Source organism: Paenibacillus ehimensis NBRC 15659 (assembly GCF_004000785.1).
In the GTDB taxonomy this organism is placed as follows: Bacteria; Bacillota; Bacilli; order Paenibacillales; family NBRC-103111; genus Paenibacillus_G; species Paenibacillus_G ehimensis.
Genome location: NZ_BILX01000044.1, coordinates 10,872 through 31,589, shown reverse-complemented (window position 1 = coordinate 31,589; position 20,718 = coordinate 10,872). Strand labels below are relative to the sequence as shown.

17 protein-coding genes are annotated in these 20,718 nt (G+C 57.3%); 13 read left to right on the top strand and 4 right to left on the bottom strand.

What is annotated here, in order from left to right; all coding sequences use genetic code 11:
• The first annotated feature begins 50 nt into the window (after positions 1-50).
• From PEH01S_RS22100 to PEH01S_RS22075, 6 genes are read left to right on the top strand one after another with little or no spacing between them, the layout of a single operon-like run.
• Positions 51-2,465: a hypothetical protein gene (locus PEH01S_RS22100; protein ID WP_127488054.1), complete on the top strand. Its 2,415-nt coding sequence runs from the start codon at positions 51-53 to the stop codon at positions 2,463-2,465.
• A complete protein-coding gene (locus tag PEH01S_RS22095; RefSeq protein WP_025849407.1) occupies positions 2,455-2,997 on the top strand; it encodes a GNAT family N-acetyltransferase in 543 nt (180 codons plus the stop codon). Before PEH01S_RS22100 ends, PEH01S_RS22095 begins: the two co-directional genes overlap by 11 nt.
• A 21-nt stretch (positions 2,998-3,018) precedes the next feature.
• Positions 3,019-4,317: a vWA domain-containing protein gene (locus tag PEH01S_RS22090; protein WP_025849408.1), complete on the top strand. Its 1,299-nt coding sequence runs from the start codon at positions 3,019-3,021 to the stop codon at positions 4,315-4,317.
• A gap of 17 nt (positions 4,318-4,334) precedes the next feature.
• Entirely contained in the window at positions 4,335-4,973 is a 639-nt protein-coding gene (locus tag PEH01S_RS22085; RefSeq protein ID WP_246063030.1) for a hypothetical protein, read from the top strand.
• A 15-nt stretch (positions 4,974-4,988) separates the two neighbouring features.
• Positions 4,989-6,254, top strand: a complete 1,266-nt coding sequence (locus PEH01S_RS22080) for a TRAFAC clade GTPase domain-containing protein (protein ID WP_127488052.1) — start codon at positions 4,989-4,991, stop codon at positions 6,252-6,254.
• Positions 6,251-9,058 (top strand): GAP1-N2 domain-containing protein, encoded by a 2,808-nt coding sequence (locus PEH01S_RS22075; RefSeq protein WP_127488050.1) that lies wholly within the window; start codon positions 6,251-6,253, stop codon positions 9,056-9,058. The genes PEH01S_RS22080 and PEH01S_RS22075 overlap by 4 nt, the downstream gene beginning before the upstream one ends.
• A 71-nt stretch (positions 9,059-9,129) precedes the next feature.
• On the opposite strand, the gene PEH01S_RS22070 is transcribed toward PEH01S_RS22075, so the two are convergent.
• Positions 9,130-10,629, bottom strand: coding sequence for an oligosaccharide flippase family protein (locus PEH01S_RS22070; RefSeq protein WP_164827983.1), 1,500 nt, complete (start codon positions 10,627-10,629; stop codon positions 9,130-9,132).
• 77 nt (positions 10,630-10,706) lie between these two features.
• A complete protein-coding gene (locus PEH01S_RS22065) occupies positions 10,707-11,819 on the bottom strand; it encodes an amidase domain-containing protein (protein ID WP_127488046.1) in 1,113 nt (370 codons plus the stop codon).
• A 262-nt stretch (positions 11,820-12,081) separates the two neighbouring features.
• On the opposite strand from PEH01S_RS22065, the gene PEH01S_RS22060 reads away from it, so the two are divergent.
• The gene (locus PEH01S_RS22060) at positions 12,082-12,309 is read left to right on the top strand and encodes a hypothetical protein (protein WP_025849414.1); all 228 of its coding nucleotides are present in this window, start codon (positions 12,082-12,084) and stop codon (positions 12,307-12,309) included.
• A gap of 28 nt (positions 12,310-12,337) precedes the next feature.
• Here PEH01S_RS22060 and PEH01S_RS22055 read toward each other — a convergent pair whose 3' ends face one another.
• Complete coding sequence (locus PEH01S_RS22055) at positions 12,338-13,144, bottom strand: AraC family transcriptional regulator (RefSeq protein ID WP_127488044.1); 807 nt, start codon at positions 13,142-13,144, stop codon at positions 12,338-12,340.
• A 137-nt stretch (positions 13,145-13,281) separates the two neighbouring features.
• Here PEH01S_RS22055 and PEH01S_RS22050 point away from each other — a divergent pair, with 137 nt between their 5' ends.
• Both PEH01S_RS22050 and PEH01S_RS22045 read left to right on the top strand, forming a co-directional pair.
• Positions 13,282-14,055, top strand: a complete 774-nt coding sequence (locus PEH01S_RS22050) for a sugar phosphate isomerase/epimerase family protein (RefSeq protein ID WP_025849416.1) — start codon at positions 13,282-13,284, stop codon at positions 14,053-14,055.
• Between the two features lie 24 nt (positions 14,056-14,079).
• Positions 14,080-15,099, top strand: coding sequence for a Gfo/Idh/MocA family protein (locus tag PEH01S_RS22045; protein ID WP_127488042.1), 1,020 nt, complete (start codon positions 14,080-14,082; stop codon positions 15,097-15,099).
• A 62-nt stretch (positions 15,100-15,161) separates the two neighbouring features.
• On the opposite strand, the gene PEH01S_RS22040 is transcribed toward PEH01S_RS22045, so the two are convergent.
• Entirely contained in the window at positions 15,162-15,647 is a 486-nt protein-coding gene (locus PEH01S_RS22040) for a CcdC family protein (protein WP_127488040.1), read from the bottom strand.
• Between the two features lie 249 nt (positions 15,648-15,896).
• On the opposite strand from PEH01S_RS22040, the gene PEH01S_RS22035 reads away from it, so the two are divergent.
• The 4 genes from PEH01S_RS22035 to PEH01S_RS22020 all read left to right on the top strand — a co-directional run bounded on the left by PEH01S_RS22035 (position 15,897) and on the right by PEH01S_RS22020 (position 20,616).
• The gene (locus PEH01S_RS22035) at positions 15,897-16,955 is read left to right on the top strand and encodes a BMP family lipoprotein (protein ID WP_025849419.1); all 1,059 of its coding nucleotides are present in this window, start codon (positions 15,897-15,899) and stop codon (positions 16,953-16,955) included.
• 90 nt (positions 16,956-17,045) lie between these two features.
• On the top strand, positions 17,046-18,584 hold the full coding sequence (locus tag PEH01S_RS22030) for an ABC transporter ATP-binding protein (RefSeq protein ID WP_127488038.1): 1,539 nt from the start codon (positions 17,046-17,048) through the stop codon (positions 18,582-18,584).
• On the top strand, positions 18,577-19,653 hold the full coding sequence (locus tag PEH01S_RS22025; protein ID WP_025849421.1) for an ABC transporter permease: 1,077 nt from the start codon (positions 18,577-18,579) through the stop codon (positions 19,651-19,653). The genes PEH01S_RS22030 and PEH01S_RS22025 overlap by 8 nt, the downstream gene beginning before the upstream one ends.
• Complete coding sequence (locus PEH01S_RS22020; RefSeq protein WP_025849422.1) at positions 19,654-20,616, top strand: ABC transporter permease; 963 nt, start codon at positions 19,654-19,656, stop codon at positions 20,614-20,616.
• Positions 20,617-20,718: the final 102 nt, after the last annotated feature.

The following is a 20,718-nucleotide window of genomic DNA, read 5'->3' as shown; positions in this document are numbered from 1 at the left end:
TCTTGCCGTTCTCCCCGCTTAATTTCACGCTCCGATTGGAGGTCAGGATCATGCGGGAGACATTGATGCAATTCGCGAGCGCATACGCCGCGGAAACGGACAGCATGGGAACGGGCGGGGATGAGCTTCGCAGCATCAACCATCCCCTCGTGTTCCTGTTCGTCGGCGACCGGGCGGCGGAGGCACTGGAACAGGTGTACGACCTGAACCAGAAGAAGTGGAACAACAGCGCCGGCGTCGTTTATTTACATATCGGCACGGAGACCGGCTCGCAGGAAGCCGCCGTGCGGGACAACGTCTACAGCTGGCGCCTTGGCGGCGGCAGCGGAGACAAGAAAACGCAGCGTGCCGAGTGGTATAGGCAGTTTTACCAGGACGAAACGAAGCTGCTTGAGTTGAACGTCCTCCTGCGGCAGATGAACAGCCGCATCTCCGAGTTCGGGCGGCTGTACGCCTCGCTGCAGCGGGTCAATATCGCCGTGGTCACGCGGGTGGACGATCCGCTCAACGCGCTCGTGCCCGAGCTGACGGTGCTGATGAAATCGATCTTCAGCGAGAGCTTCCGCTCCGTCGTCGTCGACTTGTACGGACTGCTGCAGGAGCAGCAGCCGGGCGACGATTTTGCGTACGCGGCTTCCCTCGGGGTGAGCTTCATGCGCGAGCTGGACGAGGTCCAGCGGCGGGAGTTCCGTTTGAGCGCGGAGCTTCAGGTGACGGGCGACGGCATCCGGCTGCCGGTCGAGCACCGGGACGCGGCTTTGTTCGACACGGTGTATATGATCGGAGACAAAGACGAGCGCGGACTGTTCGCCGCAGGCGGGATGCAGCGGTGCTACGAAATTGTGTGCCATCTGAACCTGCTCAAGAACCGCAAAGCCGCGGACGAGGTCGATCCGAGGCACGGCGCATATAACCATCAGCAGTTCAAGCAAAATATGATGCCGCCGGGCGAAGCGGGCGGCATTTACGCCTCCGCCGGGTTCGCCAAAGTTACGCGGCCCAATCAGGCGATCGCCCTGACGGTGCTGTATCATCTGTACCGGGGGATGCTGCAGCGGATGAGAGATAACGCGGTGATCCATCCGACGGAGCTGCTGGAGCTCGCCGAATTGGACCCGAGGAAGGCGGAGGCGAGCGTCCGGGCCGTGGCGGGCGAACGGGCGAATCCGGTCGACGCGATGTATGGCCTGCTCTATGAGAACGTGCCGCACCACGAGCTGCGGTCGATGTCTCTGCGGCAGGCGGAGACGGCTTTATTCGGGACGAACGCGCGGACTTTCTTCGAGGCGAATGCCGTGCGGGTCATGGAATCGGCGCTCGCGGCGCGGGACGGGGCCGGAAGCCTTGAACAAACGCTGCAGCGCAAAGCAATCGATCATCCGTCGTACGGGTGTTACTGCGTGTACCTGTGGACCTCGGAGCAGGAGCGCGGAGCGGAGACGCCCAGTCTCGTCGCCATGGTCCGGGAGTGGCGCAAGGAGGCCGAGCGGCAGCTCGAAGACGGCAAGCTGGACCTCGAAGCGCTGTACGAGGAGCGGGTGGAAGATCAGCGGTATGCCAAAGGCTCGCTGCTGGGGTTTCTTTCGCCCAAGAGCCAGGTAAAGCCGCTGGCCCGCGGAATGCTCGAGCAAATCTACGGCTTGAAATACGAGCTGCTGCTGCTGGAGCTGACGATCCGCGAGCTGCGGAGCTACGAGCGGAAGCTGGAAGAGATCCACGACCGGATGAAGCGGTATGTCCAGCGGCTCCACGACATTGAAGCGGCGCTGCTCGATGCGAGCCGCCGCAGCATCTCGGAGACGAACGACGAGCTCGGGCGCAACATTAACGAATACTACGGGCATGTCGTCGAAGTCATCGCCGCCGAAACGGAAAACCGCCGGGGGCCGCAGTTTTATTTTGACGAACGGTGGCTCGGGAACGTGACCGCGCTGCTTGCGCAAAGCGACGAAGCGCTGATCGACAGGTTGATCGCGGCGGCGAAGCGGGAATGGTTCGTCCACCCGCTGTTCCATCAGCCGTTCGAGCAGGAACTGCTGGCGCGGGCGAACGTGACGGTCAGCTACGACAACCGCGAGGTATTGACGAAGGAAGAGCTGTACCGCGATTTGTATGTAACGCTCGAAAGCGAGGCGGCGATCCGGCTGGATGTCTACAACTATACGCACAAGCACCGGTACGAGGAAAAATATTTTTTCGGCGATTTCCAAAGTGAATTGATCCAGTATGCGTACAGCGTCGATCACGGCAGCCGCACCTACAAGCTCGGCTGCATTCACGAGAAGAAGCAAAGCGGCGTCGAGAAGCTGAATCTGATGGGCGGGTTCCGCATGGCCGATCTGATGTACTACCGGAACGGCAGGCGGTACTACGATACGTATGTGCGCAGCGGATACGAGTTTCACGGACGCGCGATGCCGGAGGAACCGGAGGCGGAAAGGAGAGATGACGGCCATGAACGATAAGAGCTCGCCCGTTTATATCCGCTTTTTCGAACCTGCGGATGCGGAGGCGCTGCTTGCCCTGCATGTGCGCAACCGGGAGTTTTTTCAAACGTATAACCCCGCTCGCGACGAAGCCTTTTATACGCTGGAAACCCAGCTCGCGAACATCGGCAATGGAAAAGATGAGCGGAGCCAGGACAAACGATACCCTTTCGGTATTTTCCTGAGGGAGACGGATGAACTGGTCGGGGAAATCTCGTTGTTCGAAGTGAAGCGCGGTCCGCTGCAAAAATGTATGCTGGGCTACTCTTTGGACCAAGCGCATAACGGGAAAGGGTATGCGTCCGAGGCGGTACGGCTGGTCGTGGAGTTTGCATTTAAAGAAGCCGGCCTGCACCGGATCGAAGCGGGCGCGATGCCGCGGAACAAGGGCTCGCTGCGCGTTCTGGAGAAGGCGGGCTTCCGCCCGGAAGGCTTGGCGCGCAAAAACGTGAAAATCAACGGGGTTTGGGAAGATCATCAAATGTTTTCGCTTTTGGACGAGGACGTTTGAAGTAGAAAGTGAGGAAGGCCGATGAAACGTCGGAAATGGAATCCGCTGCTGACCGGGCTCAGCCTCGTGGGTGGCTTTCTAGGATTTATTGCAGGGGAAATGATGCTCAGCCGATGGGAAGGCACGCTGCACGAAACGGTGCTGATGGGGCTATATTTCGGGGTGTTCGCCCTGATCGTCGGGCTGTGCTGTCTGCTGGCGGAGATCGTATCGCCGCAATTGAACGGAAAAAATTGGCGTCTTCGCTATGCCTCCGACGGATGGAAGCTGCTCGTTCCCGGCACGCTTCTTCTTCTGTTTGCGGCGGGGGCGCTGTTTCAATGGGCCTACGGGCTGTATTTCGATTCGGCGAAATCGGGCCGGCCGCAAGATTACGTGCTTATTTTGGATACCTCCGAGAGCATGAAGCAGAACGACCCGGGCAAGCAGAGCTTGCAGGCGGTCAAGTCGCTGATCGGGCAGATGGACGGCAACAAGCGGGTCGGCGTGCTGACGTTCAACGATTCGGTGACATGGGTGCAGAGGCTGACGCAGCTCAGCAGCGAAACCGTCAAAAGCCAGGTGCTGGCGCAAATTGACGCGACTCCCGCTCCGACCGGAGGAACCGACATCGCGCAGGCGCTTACCCAAGCGATCGATCATATGCAGAAGGAATCGCAGCGCAAAGGTGCCGTCATTCTTATCTCGGACGGCTATAGCGATGTGGATGTCGACCGGGTGGTACAGCCTTACAATCTGGAAAATATCGCCATTCACACGATCGGGATGAAGCAGCCGAACGAGGAAGGAAGCCGGCTGCTGCAGCGGATCGCCGAAGCGACGGGCGGAACGTTCCAAGAGGTGAAGCAGGCCGAGCTGGTGACGGATGCGTTCCGCAATATCTATGTGAAAGACCATCATTTCCATCTCGTGAACGAACGGCAGGGACAGATGCACGGCAGCGGTTGGCACGCGGCGCTGCGCGTCGTGCTGATTCTGTTCATCGGCGCGCTGCTGGGGCTGTCGCTCGGCATCGTGTTCGACAACCGCTTCCTGGCGCGCAGCTTCGCGCTGGGCGGTACGGTGGCCGGCCTGCTCGCAGGTCTGACGCTGGAATATGGCCTGCCTTCGGATTATCCGAGCGCCGTTCGCGCCATGGCGGACCTGATTTTGGCGGTCGTGCTGTCGCTTTCGACCTTGCTGTTCGCCGTTCATGAAAGCACCGGTACGAACGCCGGTCTTCGCCGCGGCAGACCGCGTGAGCTGTATGCCGGTCCGGAGGGCGAAAGCAGCCGCTACGGCGGAAGAGACGGCAGCCGGACCGGCAAGCGGTTCCGGTAACGACGGGAGGCTGGCAGATGATGCAATGGAACGAACCTGACGAGCGGTACCGGATTACGAAGGCGGCCTCCGAGGTCAGGGAAGGCGAATGTCTTCTGACCTGGCATTGGCCGAAGGAAGTCAATTACGTCTATATCGACAGCTTCGAAGACGGGGGCGAGCAGCCCCCGGACGAATTGGACCCGAAGCGGCTCAAGCTGTTTACGCGCGAGGAATACAAGGCGAAAGCCGGCTACCGTGCCCGTGTCGACTTTACGGGGCCGCATTTTTACCGGATTTATCCGTGCGTGATGCTGGAAGGCCGGCTGGCCCCGCTGCTCCAGCGGGACGGAGACAATCTGACCCGCGTCAGCGGAGGCCGGGCGAAAATCCGCTACGGCATCAAATACGGCGGCGGCTGGTTCAGCAAATATAAAACCGTGCAGATCCGGCTGTTCTGCGAAATTCCGGTCCCCCGGGAAGCCCTGTGCTACGTGAAAAAAGAAGGAGCGGCCCCGCGAAATAAGGAAGACGGGACCTTTTATCCGTTCATGAACGATTTTCCGCCGGGGCGCACGGAGCTGCCGCCCATCGAGGTCGGCAAAAACGACTATATCCGGTTGTTTTTTACCGACGGACCGGTTTATGGCGAGCGCTTCGAACTCATTCCGGACTAAAGGAGGGACCTGGGCATGTTGGGGTTTTTCAAGCAATTTTTCGAAAAAAAGCCTGTGGAAAAAGAACGTCCGCCTTATTACAGCATCGTGTGTCCGTACTGCTTCGATAAATTCGAGCCGGACGAGGTCGTGTTCCGCGCCGCGCATACGAAGGAGAACGACGACGAATTCACGCTGCAGGAGGACGAGCGGCTGAACGCCTGGCGGCGCAAGTTCAATCTGTCGCAGCAGGACATGGAGGCGGTGATCGAGCCGCACACGATCCCGGAAGAGAACCGCGTCTATTCGGAAAACGTGCTGGTGGCGGTCATCGACCGTTACGGCGTGGCGACGCGGCGGCGGCTCTGTCCGAGCTGCCACAACGAGCTGCCGATTTCGGCAGGCAAAATGCCGAGCAACATCATTTCCATCGTCGGGGCGTCGCAGGTTGGCAAATCCGTCTATATGACGTCGCTCATCCATACGCTGCAGTCGACGACGGCTTCGAACTTCGGGGCGGCCTGCATGCCGCTCAGCGCCGAAATCAGCCGGAAGTTCCGGCAAAATTATTTGGAGCCGATCTTCGACCGCGGCATGATGCTGGAGTCGACGAACCCGAACGAGCAGCAGGAGCCGTTTATTTTCCAGTTCGTGTTCAAGGACGACCGGCGCGCGCCGCTCACGCTCGTCTTCTTCGATGTCGCAGGCGAGGGCATGGTGGAGCGCGATTATCTGGAAATTTACGCGGCGCATATTAAAAATTCTTCGGGCATTTTATTTCTTGTCGATCCGCTGCAAATCCGCACGATCCGGGACAAAATCCGCTTGAACGTCGGTCAGGAGGAAGGCGAGTTCGCGAGCCGCTACGACGAGCCGCGCGAGGTCGTCATCAGCTTGTTCGAGAACTTCATTGCCCACCAGCAGGGCAGCAAGACGAACATTCCGACGGCGATCGTGCTGACGAAGAGCGATATGCTGCAATATTTGAAAGAGGAAGACAGCGAATATATTCAGCCGAACAGCAACGTGTTCCGCAACGTGATTCATCATGGCTATTTGGATCAGACCGAGTTTGAGAACATTAACGGCGAAATCCGCCGTTTTATCGAGAAGGTGGACCGGCCGTTCAAGGATGCGGTCGACGTGTATTTCCAGAATACCGCCTACTTCGCCGTATCCGCGCTCGGCTCGAACCCGGTGAACCGGCAGGTGACCGGCGTCATTACCCCGACCCGGGTGGACGAGCCGTTCATTTGGCTGCTTCACCAGCTCGACTATATCGACAGGAGAGATGCGCCGTGAGCCGGGACCGAAACATTCAGCAGCACTATTTTACCCGGGACCGGGAAGGGATTTTCCGCACGAACGAAGGGTTCGATACGGTAGCGAAATCCGCCGGGCTCGACAACGGTTTTATCAAAGCGGCGCTGCATCCGTACTGCGTGTACAAGGCGCCGCAGGAGCTGCTCGCTCGCGGGGAAGCGGACGAGAGCCGGTACCCGGAAGCGTTCGGCGTCTTCCATGCCGACAACGGTGACCTTGTGATCGGGCGAACCGTTTACGTCAGCGCCGACTTTACCGGACAGCGGAGCGCTTTTTTCACGCACCATTACGTCGTGCCCAAGGAGCGTCAAGAGGCCTTCGTGCGGGAACCGGAACGTTTATTTGCGCTGCGGAGCTTCCGAAGCAGCTACGATATTCAGGACGGAAAGACGATTCCGGAGCTGGACGAGCTGGATTACGACGCCGCGGCCAAACCGGAAGACCCGGACCGGCTGCTTGGCAGACTGAGGCTGGACCGAACGGGGTTTCTGCAGCTGCTCTACGCCGTGATGGCGTCGCTCACGAACAAGAAGAAAGTGTACGTCGCGTTGGACGCGGACGTGTCTGCCGCGAGCGCGGAAGCGAAACGGCTCATGGAGCTGGTGTACCGCTGCCTGCCGTATGCGATGCGCCGGCAGCTCGGATTCGTCACGTACCAAAACGAACCGGAAGGCAAGCAGCATTATCATGTTATGTTCGTGGAAAAAGGCAGCATCCGCCTGCCCGACCGTCAGCTGGAAAAAGATTATTTGTTCGATCTGCCGAACGAGCGGATTCATGGCGTGGACGCGTCCGGCACCGAGCATTCGTATCTGGACTACGTCTGGGAGCACCGGGGGGACCCGGCAGGCTTGGAGCGGTTCTACGACTTTTGCGAGGAAGCGCTGCAGGACGCCGGTCCCGCTGCACTGGCCTTGCCGGCGTATTCCCAGCTGTGCGGATTGTTCCGGATCGAGCAGGGCCAGGACAGCTTCTACGAGCAGAATCGGGCGGGTACCGTGAAGGGCATTCTGCAGTATCTGACTGCGGAAACGATGGGACGCAAAAAACGGCTGAACGAGCTGCTCGGCAAGCTGATCCGCAAGGAATTGATGGATGGGGACAGCGTGCCTACCGCGGAATTCGTTACGCCGCTGCTGGAGTATTACGCCTTTGCCGACGAGGGGACCAAGACGCTGCTGATTGCCAGCTTTGCGCTGTACATCAGGCGTGCGGCATCTGCGGCTTCCGGCGATATCCGCGCCGCGGTTCCGCTGATCGACCCGCTGCGGAAGCAGAATGCGGTCTTTCTGGCCGTTCTGAAGCAGCTGTATGAGCAGCATCCCCAGACGGCCGAGCAGTATGCGGCTTATCGCATCACGGCGAGCGGATCGGTCAAGGAGTTCTTGGACGAAATCAAGTTTTGGCTGGTGTCCGCGGACGATCTGCTGCTGCAGCACTTTTTCCGCAATGAAGTATTGAAAAAATTGAAGCAGCTGCTCAAGGCGGAGAAGTCAAGACGGATGGAAGTGGCCAAAAATACATACATCTACTTCGACCGCCTGCCGGAGCGCGAAGGAAAGCCGCAGTTCGAAGACTTCTGCATGCAGCTCAAGCTGGAAATCCAGCTCGAATTGCTGGAGGACCTGACCCCGACCGGACTGAGCTACGAGGACCTGCTGCAGCTTGAGTTTATGCTGGACCCGCCGCAGCCTGAGCTTGTGCACAACCTGAACAGCGGCGGACGCATGACGCTGGACCTGCTGACCGCCGTGTACCGGGTGCTGACGCTGGAGCGGCGCAAGCCGTCCGATGTCGTAGCGGCCATCGAGAAGCTCGGTCCGCTGGATTTGGACCGGGCGCAGGAGCTGTTGAAGAAGACGCTCGGCGATAAGGTAGGACCGGAGACGTTCGGCAAAATCGCCTACGCCTTCAGCCGTCCGGATGCCGGAATCCGGGGCGGAGGCGGATACGAAGCCGGGTATGACTTTGACCGGATGCTCGAATACGTAGCCGCTCAGACCCGGGGGACCGATACGATCTACGAATTTATGATCTGGAGCGCGGGAGATTCCCGGTTTTCCGGCGGCTCGGGAATTGACGTTCACTACCGCGCGGCGCTGACGCGGTATTTTGACCGTCACGATGCCAAGGCGTTCAAGAACAAGCCGGTCAAGGAACTGCTGCTTGGCGTGCCGAACGAAGCGTTCGCCGCCGTGTTTAAAGAAATCAAGCTGAAGCAGGACCCGGGCATCATCCAGTTTGTACTGCGGTATAAGAGAAGACTTTTTCGGCTAACCCTTCTCGGGCTTCCGCTGCTGCTCATCATCATTCTGCTGTCCACGCTCTGGACGCCGATGATGGGAGCGATTCTTCGCCCGGCGCCTACGCTCACGGTCGAGACGCTGCCGGAAAAAACATCCCAGCCGGTTGTCACCGTGAAGGCAAGCGCGACGGACGGCGGTTACGATCCGAACCCGAAAATATTCGTAAACGGGCAGCCCGTCGGCACGGGTCAGATATCGGAACCCGTCGTGCTGATGATCGGCGAGAATACGATCGAGATCAAGGCGGAGAACAAATACGGCAAAGCCAGCGAGCCGGTCGTCAAAAAAGTGCAGCTGGACCTTCCGATGCAAGGTCCGCCGCTTCCGGCAAGCAGTGCATCCAAAGCCGGCGGGGGGACACCAAGCGGCGGCGCTTCCGGCGCTCAGAACTCCTCCGAACCGGTCGCCGGCCCGAAGTTTATCCCTGCAAACACCAAGGGGAAAACGGAGCAGCAAATCAACTCCGGCGCACGTTAAATCAAAGCAGCCTGAATCCTTTCGCGACCGAAAGAGATTCAGGCTGCCGTCGTTTCCGGCGCTGGGGTTCGTTACTTTTGCCGCATTAGCGCGACGATCGCAACATATCCGGCGGAGCACGCGAACGTCAGGAGCATGAGCGTCACCTGCAGAGGCATTCCGGAGAAGCCCGCGGCAGGCAGCAGCCGGCCTCCCCAAAGCGTAACGGCGCAGGTTAGAAGCAGCAGGACGATGGCGTGCAAGACAAGCGTCCTCCAGGAGAAGGACAACTGCAGGTCGCGGCCGAGGACGTTAAGATTCCACAGCACCGGAATCGTTTCAAACAGCAACACGCCTACCGCGATCCCGGTGTAGCCCCATCCGGGAATCCCCGTCAATACGTAAAGCATCGTCATGGAGCAGGCGATGCCGGCGAGAATGCCGCGCATCGGCTCCTTTTTCCGGCCGACGGCCCACAGAACGCTCGTCGTCACTTCCCGCAGTCCCGCAAGCAGCGGACAGAGCGACAGCAAGCGGATCGCCGCCGCAAGCTTGGCTTGGTCGAACAGCAGGTGCGCCAGTTCCTCCGCGAAGGCAAACAGGAAGAGCGCCGCACTGATCCCCCATAGTATCGTCAGGTTCAGAGCTTTGCCGATTCGCCGGAAGGAGCGGTCGAGCCGCCGGGCCTGCCAATCGGCGGCAATTTTGGGAGACAGCGTATGGGTGAGCGAGAACGTGATCAGGGTTGGGATATAAACGATCGTCATCGCCATGCCCGTCATTTCGCCGAATATGGCCAGAGCCTGTCCGGGCGAAAGGCCGGAGGACTGGAGCCGCGCAGGAACGATGGACGCTTCCAGAAAATCCATCAAAGGAATGATGAGCCGGGTGGCCGTCAAGGCAAGCGTCGTATGCGCGAACAAGCGGAGACTGCGGTCCGGCTCTGCTTGTTCCGAGGCGGGGCTTTCGGAAGTCCGCGGCTGGCGAAGCGGCAGCATCACAAGCAGGAAAGCGAAGGCGCACACGGCCCCGGTTGATGCGCCCAGCGCAGCCGTACCCAAGGCTTGCGGCATGCTGAGGCTCGTGCCTATCGAGAGGAGCAGCAAGATGGTCCCGACTCGGACCGATTGCTCGACGATTTCGGATACGGCGATCGCCCCGAACGCTTCCAGGCCTTGAAGATACCCGCGAAGCAAGCTTAGCAGCGGAACGAGCCAGAGCGCCGGCAAGAACATGCGAATCGCGAGCTCCAGCTTCTCGTTGCCAAGCCGAAGCGCAATTTCGTTCGTGAACAGGAAGAAGCCTGTGCACAGCAGAGTACATACCCCGATATAGAGCACGGACATGTCGCGGTAAATGCGCCAGCCGGTCCTGGCGTTTTTGGCGGTGAACAGGGTCAGCGCCGTAGGCATGCCACCGGTGAGCAAGGTCAGGACAAGGCCGTAAAACGAGTAGGCAATCTGATATAAGCCGACTCCTTCCGGGCCCAGATAGCGAAATAACGGAATGCGGAGAAGCAGCCCGAGCAATTTCACCAATACCATTGCGCTTGTCCGAAGCGCCATCTGCTTGAACATCGGGGGCAAAGTCATCCGCATCACCACCTCGGCCGGACGGGAAAGTGTTGTCCACTTTCATCTTATGTCCGGGGCGGCGGCCGTATGATTGTCTAATCTACGATATGAATCAATACATATTGGGTGTAATTTTCCCAGCCCAGATCGAAGGGAACGTGGTAACGGTCTGTCGTGTGGCAGTTGATCAGGGGCAGCCCCCGCTCGTCCTTTCCTACGATCACGGCAAAGTGGTCCACGTCGTTTTTGTACATGTAAGCGATCAGGTCGCCAGGCTGCACCTTGGACCAGATGCCGGGCGCCGAAGGGCCCCGCACGATTTGGTCAAAGGTACCGCTGCCCACGACCTTTCCGTAACCGGAATAAAGAAGAAACGACTTAAAAGCGTCGGTGCTTACCCATGCCCGGCTCCCATTGCCGGAGCTGTACCTCCATGCGTGCGTCATCGGCAGTCCTCCGCCTTCGTCCGGGTCGCCGATAACTTGAGAAGCGAAGTTCGTACAGTCGCCACCGATGCCGGTATAATCGCGGTATTTCGGATTGTACCGGTTATCGTTCCCGGCTCCCCAAGCCGAGCCCGCGTACTTGTCGGCATACGCTACGGCTTTCTGCCGGTTGTACCGCTTCTTGCGCGGTGATTTAGGCACTGGATCGAGCTTAAGACTTTCCGTTCCCGGCTTTGGATTCCATAGGAAAGAAGAGCGGTGAAGCCATACATCGTCCGAATCGATTTCAAGCGGATCAAGATACCATTCTTTAAGCACCCGCAGCTGCCCGTTCTCTCTCTTCAAAGTAAGAACGTGCCGTGTTCCGAGCCCGAATGCGGCCGGCGCTTCGCTGCCTTGGGCATACGAATAAGTTACTTTCAACCTGTGCACAAGCGATACTTTGACCAGCGAACCGGCGGGCTTTATGCGAGAAATCTTTAACGTCCCTTCGGCGGCATGGAAACGGATATCTCTTTTGTCGGCCCAGGCTTGAAAATACGCTTTCCGTTTTTTTTGAAGAACCAAGGCTTGTTGGCTTGTAGGCACCTTGTCGAAATAAAAGGAATCGATCGGCACGTCCCGAATGAGAAATTCCGAACGGGCCCGGTATAATTCCGTAAGAAAATTGCGGATTTCCTCCGTTTCCGGCGAGGGCTCGGCATTGGCTTGAAGCGGGCCCAACATCAGCGATAAGACAATGATCCAAGTGATTCGGCGCATGCCTGCTCCCTCCATCCCATCACACATTCAATCCCGCATTAGTATGAGAAAAATCGGGAAAAACATACTTCCTTTCACTTGGTTTGCCGAATTCCGGGAAGCGGCGGTTCCGAAACGACGGGAGGAACAAGGTGCGAACGGGACTTTAAGAAACGGTTAAGAAACTTGTTGACAAATTGTAATATTATTTTAAGCTTATTTTAATGATCGTAATTTATCCTATTAGTAACTAGTAAAAATATGATACAGGGACGGTGTGAGGATGAAAGTTTTTGTAACCATTCAAAACAAACAGATCCCCGTTTTCGCCGACAACTTGAATAAAAAAACTTTGAAGCTCCTAAAGATGGCGCTGGATAAAAAGGTAGAAAACGGAAGACAGACGCTGAAAAAATGTCTCCAAACATTAATCAGCATTGAAGTGATCGGCTGCGAGGCCATTTTGCATTCGTTTAACGAAAAAGATTCGCTGGCATTGTCTCTCTACTAAACAAGAGAGACTTTTTTTGTGCCCGTTTTTATTCCCGGCGCTCGCCGCTTCGATAGGCGCCCGGCGCAATACCGAACTTGTCCTTGAATACCCGGTGAAAATACGAATATCCTCCGAACCCGCAGCTCTCGGCAATTTGCTCGAGTGTCATGGCGGTATATTTCATCCGTTCGAGGGCTGCGGCCAGCCGGATTTCAAGCGCGTATTCCAGCATCGTCTTGCCATAGCATTCCTTGAACAGATGTACCGCCCGGGATACGCTGAGCCCCGCCTGACGCGCGGCATCCTCTACCTTGAATGTCGACGTGGCATGCTCCTCCACGAACCGTTTCATCCGAAGCGCCGTAAACGACCGTCCATAAGACGGGGCGCTTTCCGTCGCCGCGCGCTCAAGCGACAGGCAAAGGGCCTGGAGCAAGCAGCCGGTGAGCTCGCCGGTCTGTTTGTCGGCCGGACGCTGCTTTTCAATAATCAAGTGCCGCCACAGCGCCAGCAGCTGCTCTCCCGGGTCGATTCGGGAAAGCGTCGGCTTGTCTCCGCGTTTCCACCACTGGTCCATCCAACGCCCGCCGCAGATCAAATAGTAATCCCCGCTGGAAATCGTTCTTCCCTTGGACGCCGTTTCGTATTCGTCGACGAACAGCTCGTACGTTCTTCCGGGATTCAGCAGCAGCAGATCCCCTTGTCCGAGCCTGTGCATTCTGCCGTCGATGACCGCCTCGCTGGCCCCTTCCGTCTGCAGCCGGAACAAATAGAGCGGCAGCCCGGTTTTATAATGGGTATGAAACCGCTGCGCATGATACGAATAACCGCATGTAAACACTTCCGCTTCCATGGACGTCTCTCCGATTCGCAAAAATTAATAGCAAAATTGTTGATGTTATGATTATATCGTTTATGTTCATTTTAGGCTATTCTCGTGTATGATGAGAGCAAATAAGCAAGCTATTCCTAGATCAGGGAGTGTTCACGATGAGAAGAATGGGCATCGGGCTTCAGCTTTACACCTTGCGGGATGAAACCGCCGCCGATTTCCGCGGCACGTTGAAGAAAGTGGCCGAGCTCGGCTACGAAGGCGTCGAATTTGCCGGATACGGCGGGTTGGCGAAGGAAGAGCTGAGAGATTTGCTTCAGGAGCTTGGACTTAAGGCGATTGGGAGCCATGTCGGACTGCAGCAGCTGCGGGACGATCTGCAGGGCCAGATCGATTATTTAAAAACGATCGGCGGACAATATCTGATTTGTCCTTTTGTGGCCGAGGAAGACCGCCGTACCGAAGAGGATTGGAAATCGCTTTTTGCTTTCCTGCAAGAAACGGGAGCGGAAGTGCGCAAGCAGGGGCTTGTTTTCGCCTATCACAATCACGCTTTCGAATTCGAGATGAACGTGGGCAGCTCTTATGTGTTTGATGCGATGTACGAAACGACTTCTCCCGAAGCGGTGCAAGTCGAAATGGATGTCTGCTGGGTACAGTTCGCAGGACAGGACCCGCTTGTCTATATTCCGAAATACGCCGGCCGTCTTCCGCTGCTGCACTTGAAAGATTTCGGCAAAGACGACAACGGGCAGATGAAAACGCTTGAGCTCGGCTTAGGGGTTGTCGACCTGCCTAAGGTCGTCGCCGCCGCATCCGATGCAGGGGTCGAGTGGCTCGTCGTCGAGCAGGACGTATGCCAGAAGCCTCCGCTGCAAAGTGTGTCGAATAGCTTGGAGTGGGTAAAAACGAACTATTTGCAAATGATTTAATAAACCGAAGGAGCATAGAATTCCATGAGCAAATTAAGAGTGGCCGTGATCGGCTGCGGCGCCATTTCCAAACACCGTCATATTCCCGAGTACGCCGCAAATCCTCGTGTAGAGCTGGTCGCTTTTTGCGATCCGGTGAAAGAGAGAGCCGAGCATTATGCCGGTCAATACGGAGCGAAAGCTTACACCGATTATGAAACGCTGCTGCGCGAGGTAAAACCCGATGCGGTGAGCGTGTGCACGCCGAATGCCCTGCATGCTCCGGTATCGATTGCCGCAGCGAAGGCAGGAGCGCACGTACTGGTCGAAAAGCCGATGGCGGCGACGGAAGAAGAAGCGCTGGCGATGATCGAAGCGGCCAAGGCGAACGGCGTTTATTTGATGGTCGGACATAACCAGCGGCTGATGCCCCACCATATGAAAGCCAAGCAAATTTTGAGCACGGGCGTTCTCGGCAAAGTGTTGACGTTCCGTACCTCGTTCGGACACCCGGGACCGGAGGGCTGGAGCGTGGATGGCCGGGAAAGCTGGTTTTTCCGCAAGGATGAAGCGATCATGGGCGCCATGGGCGATCTGGGCGTGCATAAATCCGACCTGATCCGTTGGCTGCTCGATGACGAGGTGGCGGATGTCGCCGGCTTTATCGGCACGCTCGATAAGGCGGGAACGGACGTTGACGATAACGCGGCCTGCGTGCTTCGCATGAAGAGCGGCATCATCGGCACGCTTGTCGCCAGCTGGACCTATTACCAAGGCGGGGACAACAGCACGGTGCTGTGGTGCGAGAACGGCATCATGAAAATCGATACGCATCCGGACGATCAGATTATTGTGGAGCTCCGCAACGGTTCGATCGAGCGGCATAAGGTAGGCGCCATCGCCACCAACGAGAAGCAGACGGTAAGCGGCGTGATCGATGCGTTCGTGGAGTCGATCGTGACGAAAACCCCGCCGAGCATTTCCGGGGAAGAAGGCATGCGTTCGCTGAAGGTGATTTTGGCGGCGTTCGAATCGCAGGCGACAGGCCAGGTCGTCAGGCTGTAAGAACGAAACAAGGCAGTTCTTCGCAAGTGAAGAACTGCCTTTTCTTATGGTTTGTCGCCTGGTTAAGCGGCTGTCCGCCGCAGACTGCGGTACTGAAGCAGCATGGCGGCCCGCCATGGAACGATCATTCCGAAAGCGAGAAGGAAGAAGAGCGCTCCCGTCTGCGGAATCGATATATATAGCTCGATATAGCTGTGCAGCGCCAGGCGCAAGACGAGAAGCCCGAGCAGCACGAACATAAACGATTTGGACCGGTTGACGTACACTTCGCCGCCGCGAAGCTCCAGTTTAGTGCCGCGGATCAGCGGGTAAGAAAACAGTAGCAGTCCCGCAGCCAAAGCGAGCAGCGCCCACAGCGCAGGGAGCCGGAAGGCCGGTACGGCAAACATGAGGAAGCCGGTGCTCATGCCGACTGGCGGCATGACAATTTTGGCCGGGGAAAGCGGTTTGCGGCTTGCCCGCGCACGAACGAATATCGCAAGCAGCGCCATGGCCGCCATGCCGATGCCTGATACCGCCTGCAGATGAAGCGCGCCGAAATGGATCATGAACGCATCCCTCCTGTACTCGTCGCTGCTTTTCATTATATCACTGAGGACCAGCGGCTATCTACAATAGTAGCTTACCTAATGAGAGAATTTTACACAAAGCGCAGAATTTGTAACAAAATCTGCGTTTTTTTTGAAATTTTGTTCAGAAACATATGGACGATGGTTAAATAAACCCTTTATAATGGAGATTGCTACAGAACTTATTTTAACGCTTACATACAGATACATGGAAGGGGCAAACCACAAATGAAAACATGGTTCAAATCGACGGCAGGCCTCATGCTCGCGGCTACGCTCGTCCTGAGCGGATGCGGAACGAAGCCGGCACCGCAAGAAGCGGCTAACGGCGGCTCCAAGCCTGCGGAGACCTCGGCGGGAGCCAGTAAAAAAGGGGAAAAATTTAACATCGGCATGGTTACCGACATCGGCGGCGTCAACGACAAGTCGTTTAACCAAAGCGCGTGGGAAGGCCTGAACGAGGTTAAGAAAGAAACCGGCGCTAACGTGAAATACCAGCAAAGCAAAAGCGACGCGGACTTCATTCCTCATCTCAATTCATACGTTAAAGATAATTACAATCTAACTTGGGGGATCGGCTTCCTGATGGGCGATGCGATCAAAACGGTAGCGACCCAAAACCCGAAATCGAACTTTGCGATTATCGATAACGTCGTGGAAGCGCCGAACGTGGAATCCGTCACGTTCGCGGAGCAAGAGGGAGCATATCTGACAGGCGTCGTCGCCGGTCTGATGACGAAAACGAACAAAGTCGGCTTCGTCGGCGGTCTCGAGATTCCGGTCGTCAAGCGCTTCGAAGTCGGCTTTAAGGCCGGTGTCGCTGCGGTCAACCCGAATGCGAAGGTTACGATCAACTATGCGGCGGCTTTCGACAAGCCGGACCTTGGAAAAGCGGCGGCAGCAACGATCTATAACGACGGCGCGGACATCATTTTCCATGCGGCGGGCGCAACGGGCAACGGCGTGTTCAACGAAGCGAAAGACCGTGTCAAAGCCGGCAAAAAAGTATGGGTCATCGGCGTGGACAAAGACCAGTCGCTCGAATTCGGCGACGAAGTGACGCTGACCTCGATGGTGAAGCGCGTCGACCAAGCGGTAAAACGCGTGACCATGGATGTGATCGACGGCAAATTCCAAGGCGGCAAAAACGTGGTTCTCGGTCTCAAAGACGACGGCGTAGGCTTGCCGGAAACCTCCAAGAAGAACGTGCCGGCCGACGTGCTGAAGAAAGTGGACGAATATAAAGAAAAGATCGTTAAAGGCGAAATCAAAGTTCCGGAAAAATAAATTCCAATTCGACAAGGCTGGTGACCCACCGGCCTTGTCGTTTGATTTGCACCTTGATGCTACTTGTACATTTTGCGGGGAGGGAAGCTCATGAGTTCACCCGACATGATGGTCGAGCTGCGAGGGATTACGAAGCGTTTTCCCGGCATTACGGCCAACGACTCCATCAGCTTGAAGCTGCGCAAAGGAGAGATCCACGCGCTGCTGGGCGAGAACGGAGCAGGTAAATCGACGCTGATGAACATTTTGTTCGGACTGTACCAGCCGGATGAGGGCGAGATCTTGGTTAAAGGCAGCAAAGTTGCCATCGACAGCCCGACGAAAGCCATCGAGCTGGGGATCGGCATGGTGCATCAGCATTTCAAGCTTGTACAGCCGTTCACCGTGACGGAAAACATTATTCTCGGCAGCGAGCCCCGAAAGGGCGCTTCCATCAACTATAAAGAAGCGAACGAGAAGGTTCGAAGGATTTCGGAGCAATACGGCCTCAAAGTCGACCCGAGAGCGAAAATCGAAGATATTTCCGTAGGCATGCAGCAGCGCGCCGAGATTTTGAAAACGCTGTATCGCGGGGCGGACATTCTGATTTTCGACGAACCGACCGCTGTGCTCACGCCGCAAGAAATTCAAGAATTGATGGATATTATGCGGCAGCTCGCCGTCGAAGGGAAATCCATCATTCTGATCACGCATAAGCTGAAGGAAATTATGGCGATTGCCGACACCTGCACGATTATCCGGCGCGGCAAGGTGATTGATTCGGTGAAGGTCGCGGAAACGAATCCGCAGCAGCTTGCCGAGAAGATGGTCGGCCGCAGCGTTACCTTCAAGGTCAATAAGACCACGGCTTCGCCCGGAGCTCCGGTGCTGCAAATCCGCGGTCTGACGGTCAAGGATAACCGGAACCTTCCTGCTTTGAACAGCCTCTCGCTCGAGGTGCGGGCCGGAGAGATACTCGGACTCGCGGGCGTGGACGGCAACGGGCAAAGCGAGCTGATCGAGGCGCTGACGGGGCTGCGTTCCGTGGACGGCGGAGAGATCGTGCTGAAGGACAAGCCGCTGACCAACCGGTCCCCGCGGTTCATCTCCGAGGCCGGCGTATCGCACATTCCGGAAGATAGGCATAAGCACGGACTCGTGCTGGATTTCTCGATGAGCGAGAATATGGTGCTGGAGACGTATTACCAGCCGAAGTACAACCGCGGCGGTTTTTTGAACGGCGAAGCGATCGACACTCAGGCGCAGCGGCTGATCAGCGAGTTCGACGTGCGTACGCCGAGCATCCATACGAAGGCGCGCGCGCTTTCCGGCGGGAACCAGCAGAAGGCGATCATCGCCCGCGAGCTGGACAAAAATCCCGAGCTGCTGATCGCGGCGCAGCCGACCCGGGGATTGGACGTCGGCGCCATCGAATTCGTGCACCGCAAGCTGATCGAAGCCAGGGACCAAGGAAAAGCCGTGCTGCTGATCTCGTTCGAGCTGGATGAGATTCGGAACGTATCCGACCGGATTGCGGTCATTCACAGCGGCCGGATTGTCGGCGAGGTGGACCCCGAGACGACGAATGAGGAAGAATTGGGGCTGCTGATGGCCGGCGGACATGGACAAGGAGGGACCGACCATGGATAAATTCATTAAAATCATGACCAAAGACTCGGCGTTGGTCCCGCTTGTCGCGATCTTGATGGGGCTGCTCTTCGGAGCGCTGGTGATGCTGGCCGGCGGCTACAATCCGCTGACCGCGTATAGCGCGCTGGTGAGCAAGGTGTTCGGGGACCCATACGATTTCGGCGAGACGATCCGCGAGATTACTCCGCTTATTTTGACGGGACTGTCCGTCGCTTTCGCGTTCCGGACCGGGCTGTTCAACATCGGCGGGGAAGGGCAGTTCATGATGGGGATGACTATGGCCTCCGTCATCGGGATCAAGCTGCAGCTGCCTTGGTTTATCCATGCGCCGCTCGCCGTCGTCGCCGGCGCGCTGGTCGGCGGACTGTGGGGCGCAATCGCCGGCTACTTGAAGGCGAAGCGCGGTGTAAACGAAGTTATCACAACGATTATGCTGAACTGGATCGCGTTGTTTTTCTCCAACTATGTGGTCAATCAATTTCTGCTGCAGCCGGGACAGCAGCGTTCGTATCCGACGCAGGATTCGGCCTCGCTGTCGATCGGCTGGCTGTCCGAGTTGATGGGCAACGCCCGGATGCATTGGGGCACGGTGATTGCCTTGGCGGCAGCGACCGTATTCTACGTGCTGCTCTGGAAGACGAAGCAAGGCTATGAGCTGCGCGCCGTCGGACATAATCCGCACGCCGCCCGCTATGCGGGAATGAACGTTAACCGCAATATCGTCAAATCGATGTTCATCAGCGGCATTTTTGCCGGATTGGCCGGCGTAGTGGATGTGCTGGGCGTGTTCCATTATCAAACCGTGGTTGCCTCTTCCCCGGGTTACGGCTTCGACGGGGTCGCGGTGGCGCTGCTGGGCGGCAATAGTCCGCTTGGGGTCGTGCTGGCCGCCGTATTGTTCGGCTCGCTTACGTACGGGTCCGCCGGGATGAGCTTCGCCGCGGACGTTCCGCCGGAAATCATCCGCGTCGTTATCGGCTCGGTCATTTTCTTCGTAGCGACTCACGGTATCGTGCGCTGGGTGCTGCTCCCGATATACGCCAAACGCAAAAAAGAGGAGGCGGCTTAGATGGAAGCATTGAATATTTTCGGCGAGCTGATCAACACCACGCTGGTGTTTTCCACCGCGCTGATCTTTGCTGCCTTGGGCGGTATTTTCTCGGAGCGGTCGGGCATCGTCAATATCGGTCTGGAAGGGCTGATGGTATCCGGGGCATTCGCCGCCGCCATTGCCACGCATTTCGCCGAGAAGTCGGGGATGGATGGAGCGGCGCCGTGGATTGGCTTGGTCACCGCCATTATTTTCGGGATCGCCTTCTCTCTGATTCATGCCGTAGCGACAGTGACCTTTAATGCGAACCAAGTCGTCAGCGGCGTCGTCATCAACTTTCTGGCGGCGGGGCTAACGGTGTATCTGGTCAAAATCCTTTTCGAAGGATCGGGGCAAACGGAGACGCTTAATGCGGTATTTACCAAGGTGGCGATTCCGGGACTGTCTTCCATCCCGCTGATCGGCGAAGCCTTCTTCAAGGCTTATCCGACGACGTATCTGGCGCTCATTCTGGTTGCCGTGACATACTATGTCATCTACAAAACGCCGTTCGGCTTGCGTTTGCGATCGGTTGGGGAGCATCCTAGCGCGGCCGATACGATGGGCATCCGCGTTTCCCGTTACCGGTATATCGGCGTCATGATCAGCGGAGCGCTCGCGGGGCTCGGGGGGGCGACAATTACACTGACGACGACGAGCAGCTTTTCGCACAATACGATTTCCGGTCAAGGCTTTATCGCCCTTGCGGCGATGATCTTTGGCAAATGGCACCCGGTCGGCGCGCTGGGCGCTGCCCTGTTCTTCGGCTTTGCTCAAGCGATCCGCAACTTCGTGCAGCTGTTCGATTTCGCCAAGAGCATTCCGATGGAGTTTCTCTTCATGCTGCCTTACGTGCTGACGATTCTGGTGCTTGCCGGCGCCGTGGGCCGGGCTGTGCCGCCCGCTTCGCTCGGCGAGCCTTACGAACCCGGCAAACGATAATCCTTTTGCGAACAAGGACGCAACGTTCCGAAACGGAGCGTTCGTGCCCTTGTTCTTTTTTTTGTGAAAACGGGAGGAGAAACTACTTTTCCATAGAATGTT

Bases quoted from the DNA above. Each gene is read 5' to 3' on its own strand.
- PEH01S_RS22100 (WP_127488054.1), top strand. From the start codon at position 51: ATGCGGGAGACATTGATGCAATTCGCGAGCGCATACGCCGCGGAAACG.
- PEH01S_RS22095 (WP_025849407.1), top strand. From the start codon at position 2,455: ATGAACGATAAGAGCTCGCCCGTTTATATCCGCTTTTTCGAACCTGCG.
- PEH01S_RS22090 (WP_025849408.1), top strand. From the start codon at position 3,019: ATGAAACGTCGGAAATGGAATCCGCTGCTGACCGGGCTCAGCCTCGTG.
- PEH01S_RS22085 (WP_246063030.1), top strand. From the start codon at position 4,335: ATGATGCAATGGAACGAACCTGACGAGCGGTACCGGATTACGAAGGCG.
- PEH01S_RS22080 (WP_127488052.1), top strand. From the start codon at position 4,989: ATGTTGGGGTTTTTCAAGCAATTTTTCGAAAAAAAGCCTGTGGAAAAA.
- PEH01S_RS22070 (WP_164827983.1), bottom strand. From the start codon at position 10,629: ATGACTTTGCCCCCGATGTTCAAGCAGATGGCGCTTCGGACAAGCGCA.
- PEH01S_RS22065 (WP_127488046.1), bottom strand. From the start codon at position 11,819: ATGCGCCGAATCACTTGGATCATTGTCTTATCGCTGATGTTGGGCCCG.
- PEH01S_RS22060 (WP_025849414.1), top strand. From the start codon at position 12,082: ATGAAAGTTTTTGTAACCATTCAAAACAAACAGATCCCCGTTTTCGCC.
- PEH01S_RS22055 (WP_127488044.1), bottom strand. From the start codon at position 13,144: ATGGAAGCGGAAGTGTTTACATGCGGTTATTCGTATCATGCGCAGCGG.
- PEH01S_RS22050 (WP_025849416.1), top strand. From the start codon at position 13,282: ATGAGAAGAATGGGCATCGGGCTTCAGCTTTACACCTTGCGGGATGAA.
- PEH01S_RS22045 (WP_127488042.1), top strand. From the start codon at position 14,080: ATGAGCAAATTAAGAGTGGCCGTGATCGGCTGCGGCGCCATTTCCAAA.
- PEH01S_RS22040 (WP_127488040.1), bottom strand. From the start codon at position 15,647: ATGATCCATTTCGGCGCGCTTCATCTGCAGGCGGTATCAGGCATCGGC.
- PEH01S_RS22035 (WP_025849419.1), top strand. From the start codon at position 15,897: ATGAAAACATGGTTCAAATCGACGGCAGGCCTCATGCTCGCGGCTACG.
- PEH01S_RS22030 (WP_127488038.1), top strand. From the start codon at position 17,046: ATGAGTTCACCCGACATGATGGTCGAGCTGCGAGGGATTACGAAGCGT.
- PEH01S_RS22025 (WP_025849421.1), top strand. From the start codon at position 18,577: ATGGATAAATTCATTAAAATCATGACCAAAGACTCGGCGTTGGTCCCG.
- PEH01S_RS22020 (WP_025849422.1), top strand. From the start codon at position 19,654: ATGGAAGCATTGAATATTTTCGGCGAGCTGATCAACACCACGCTGGTG.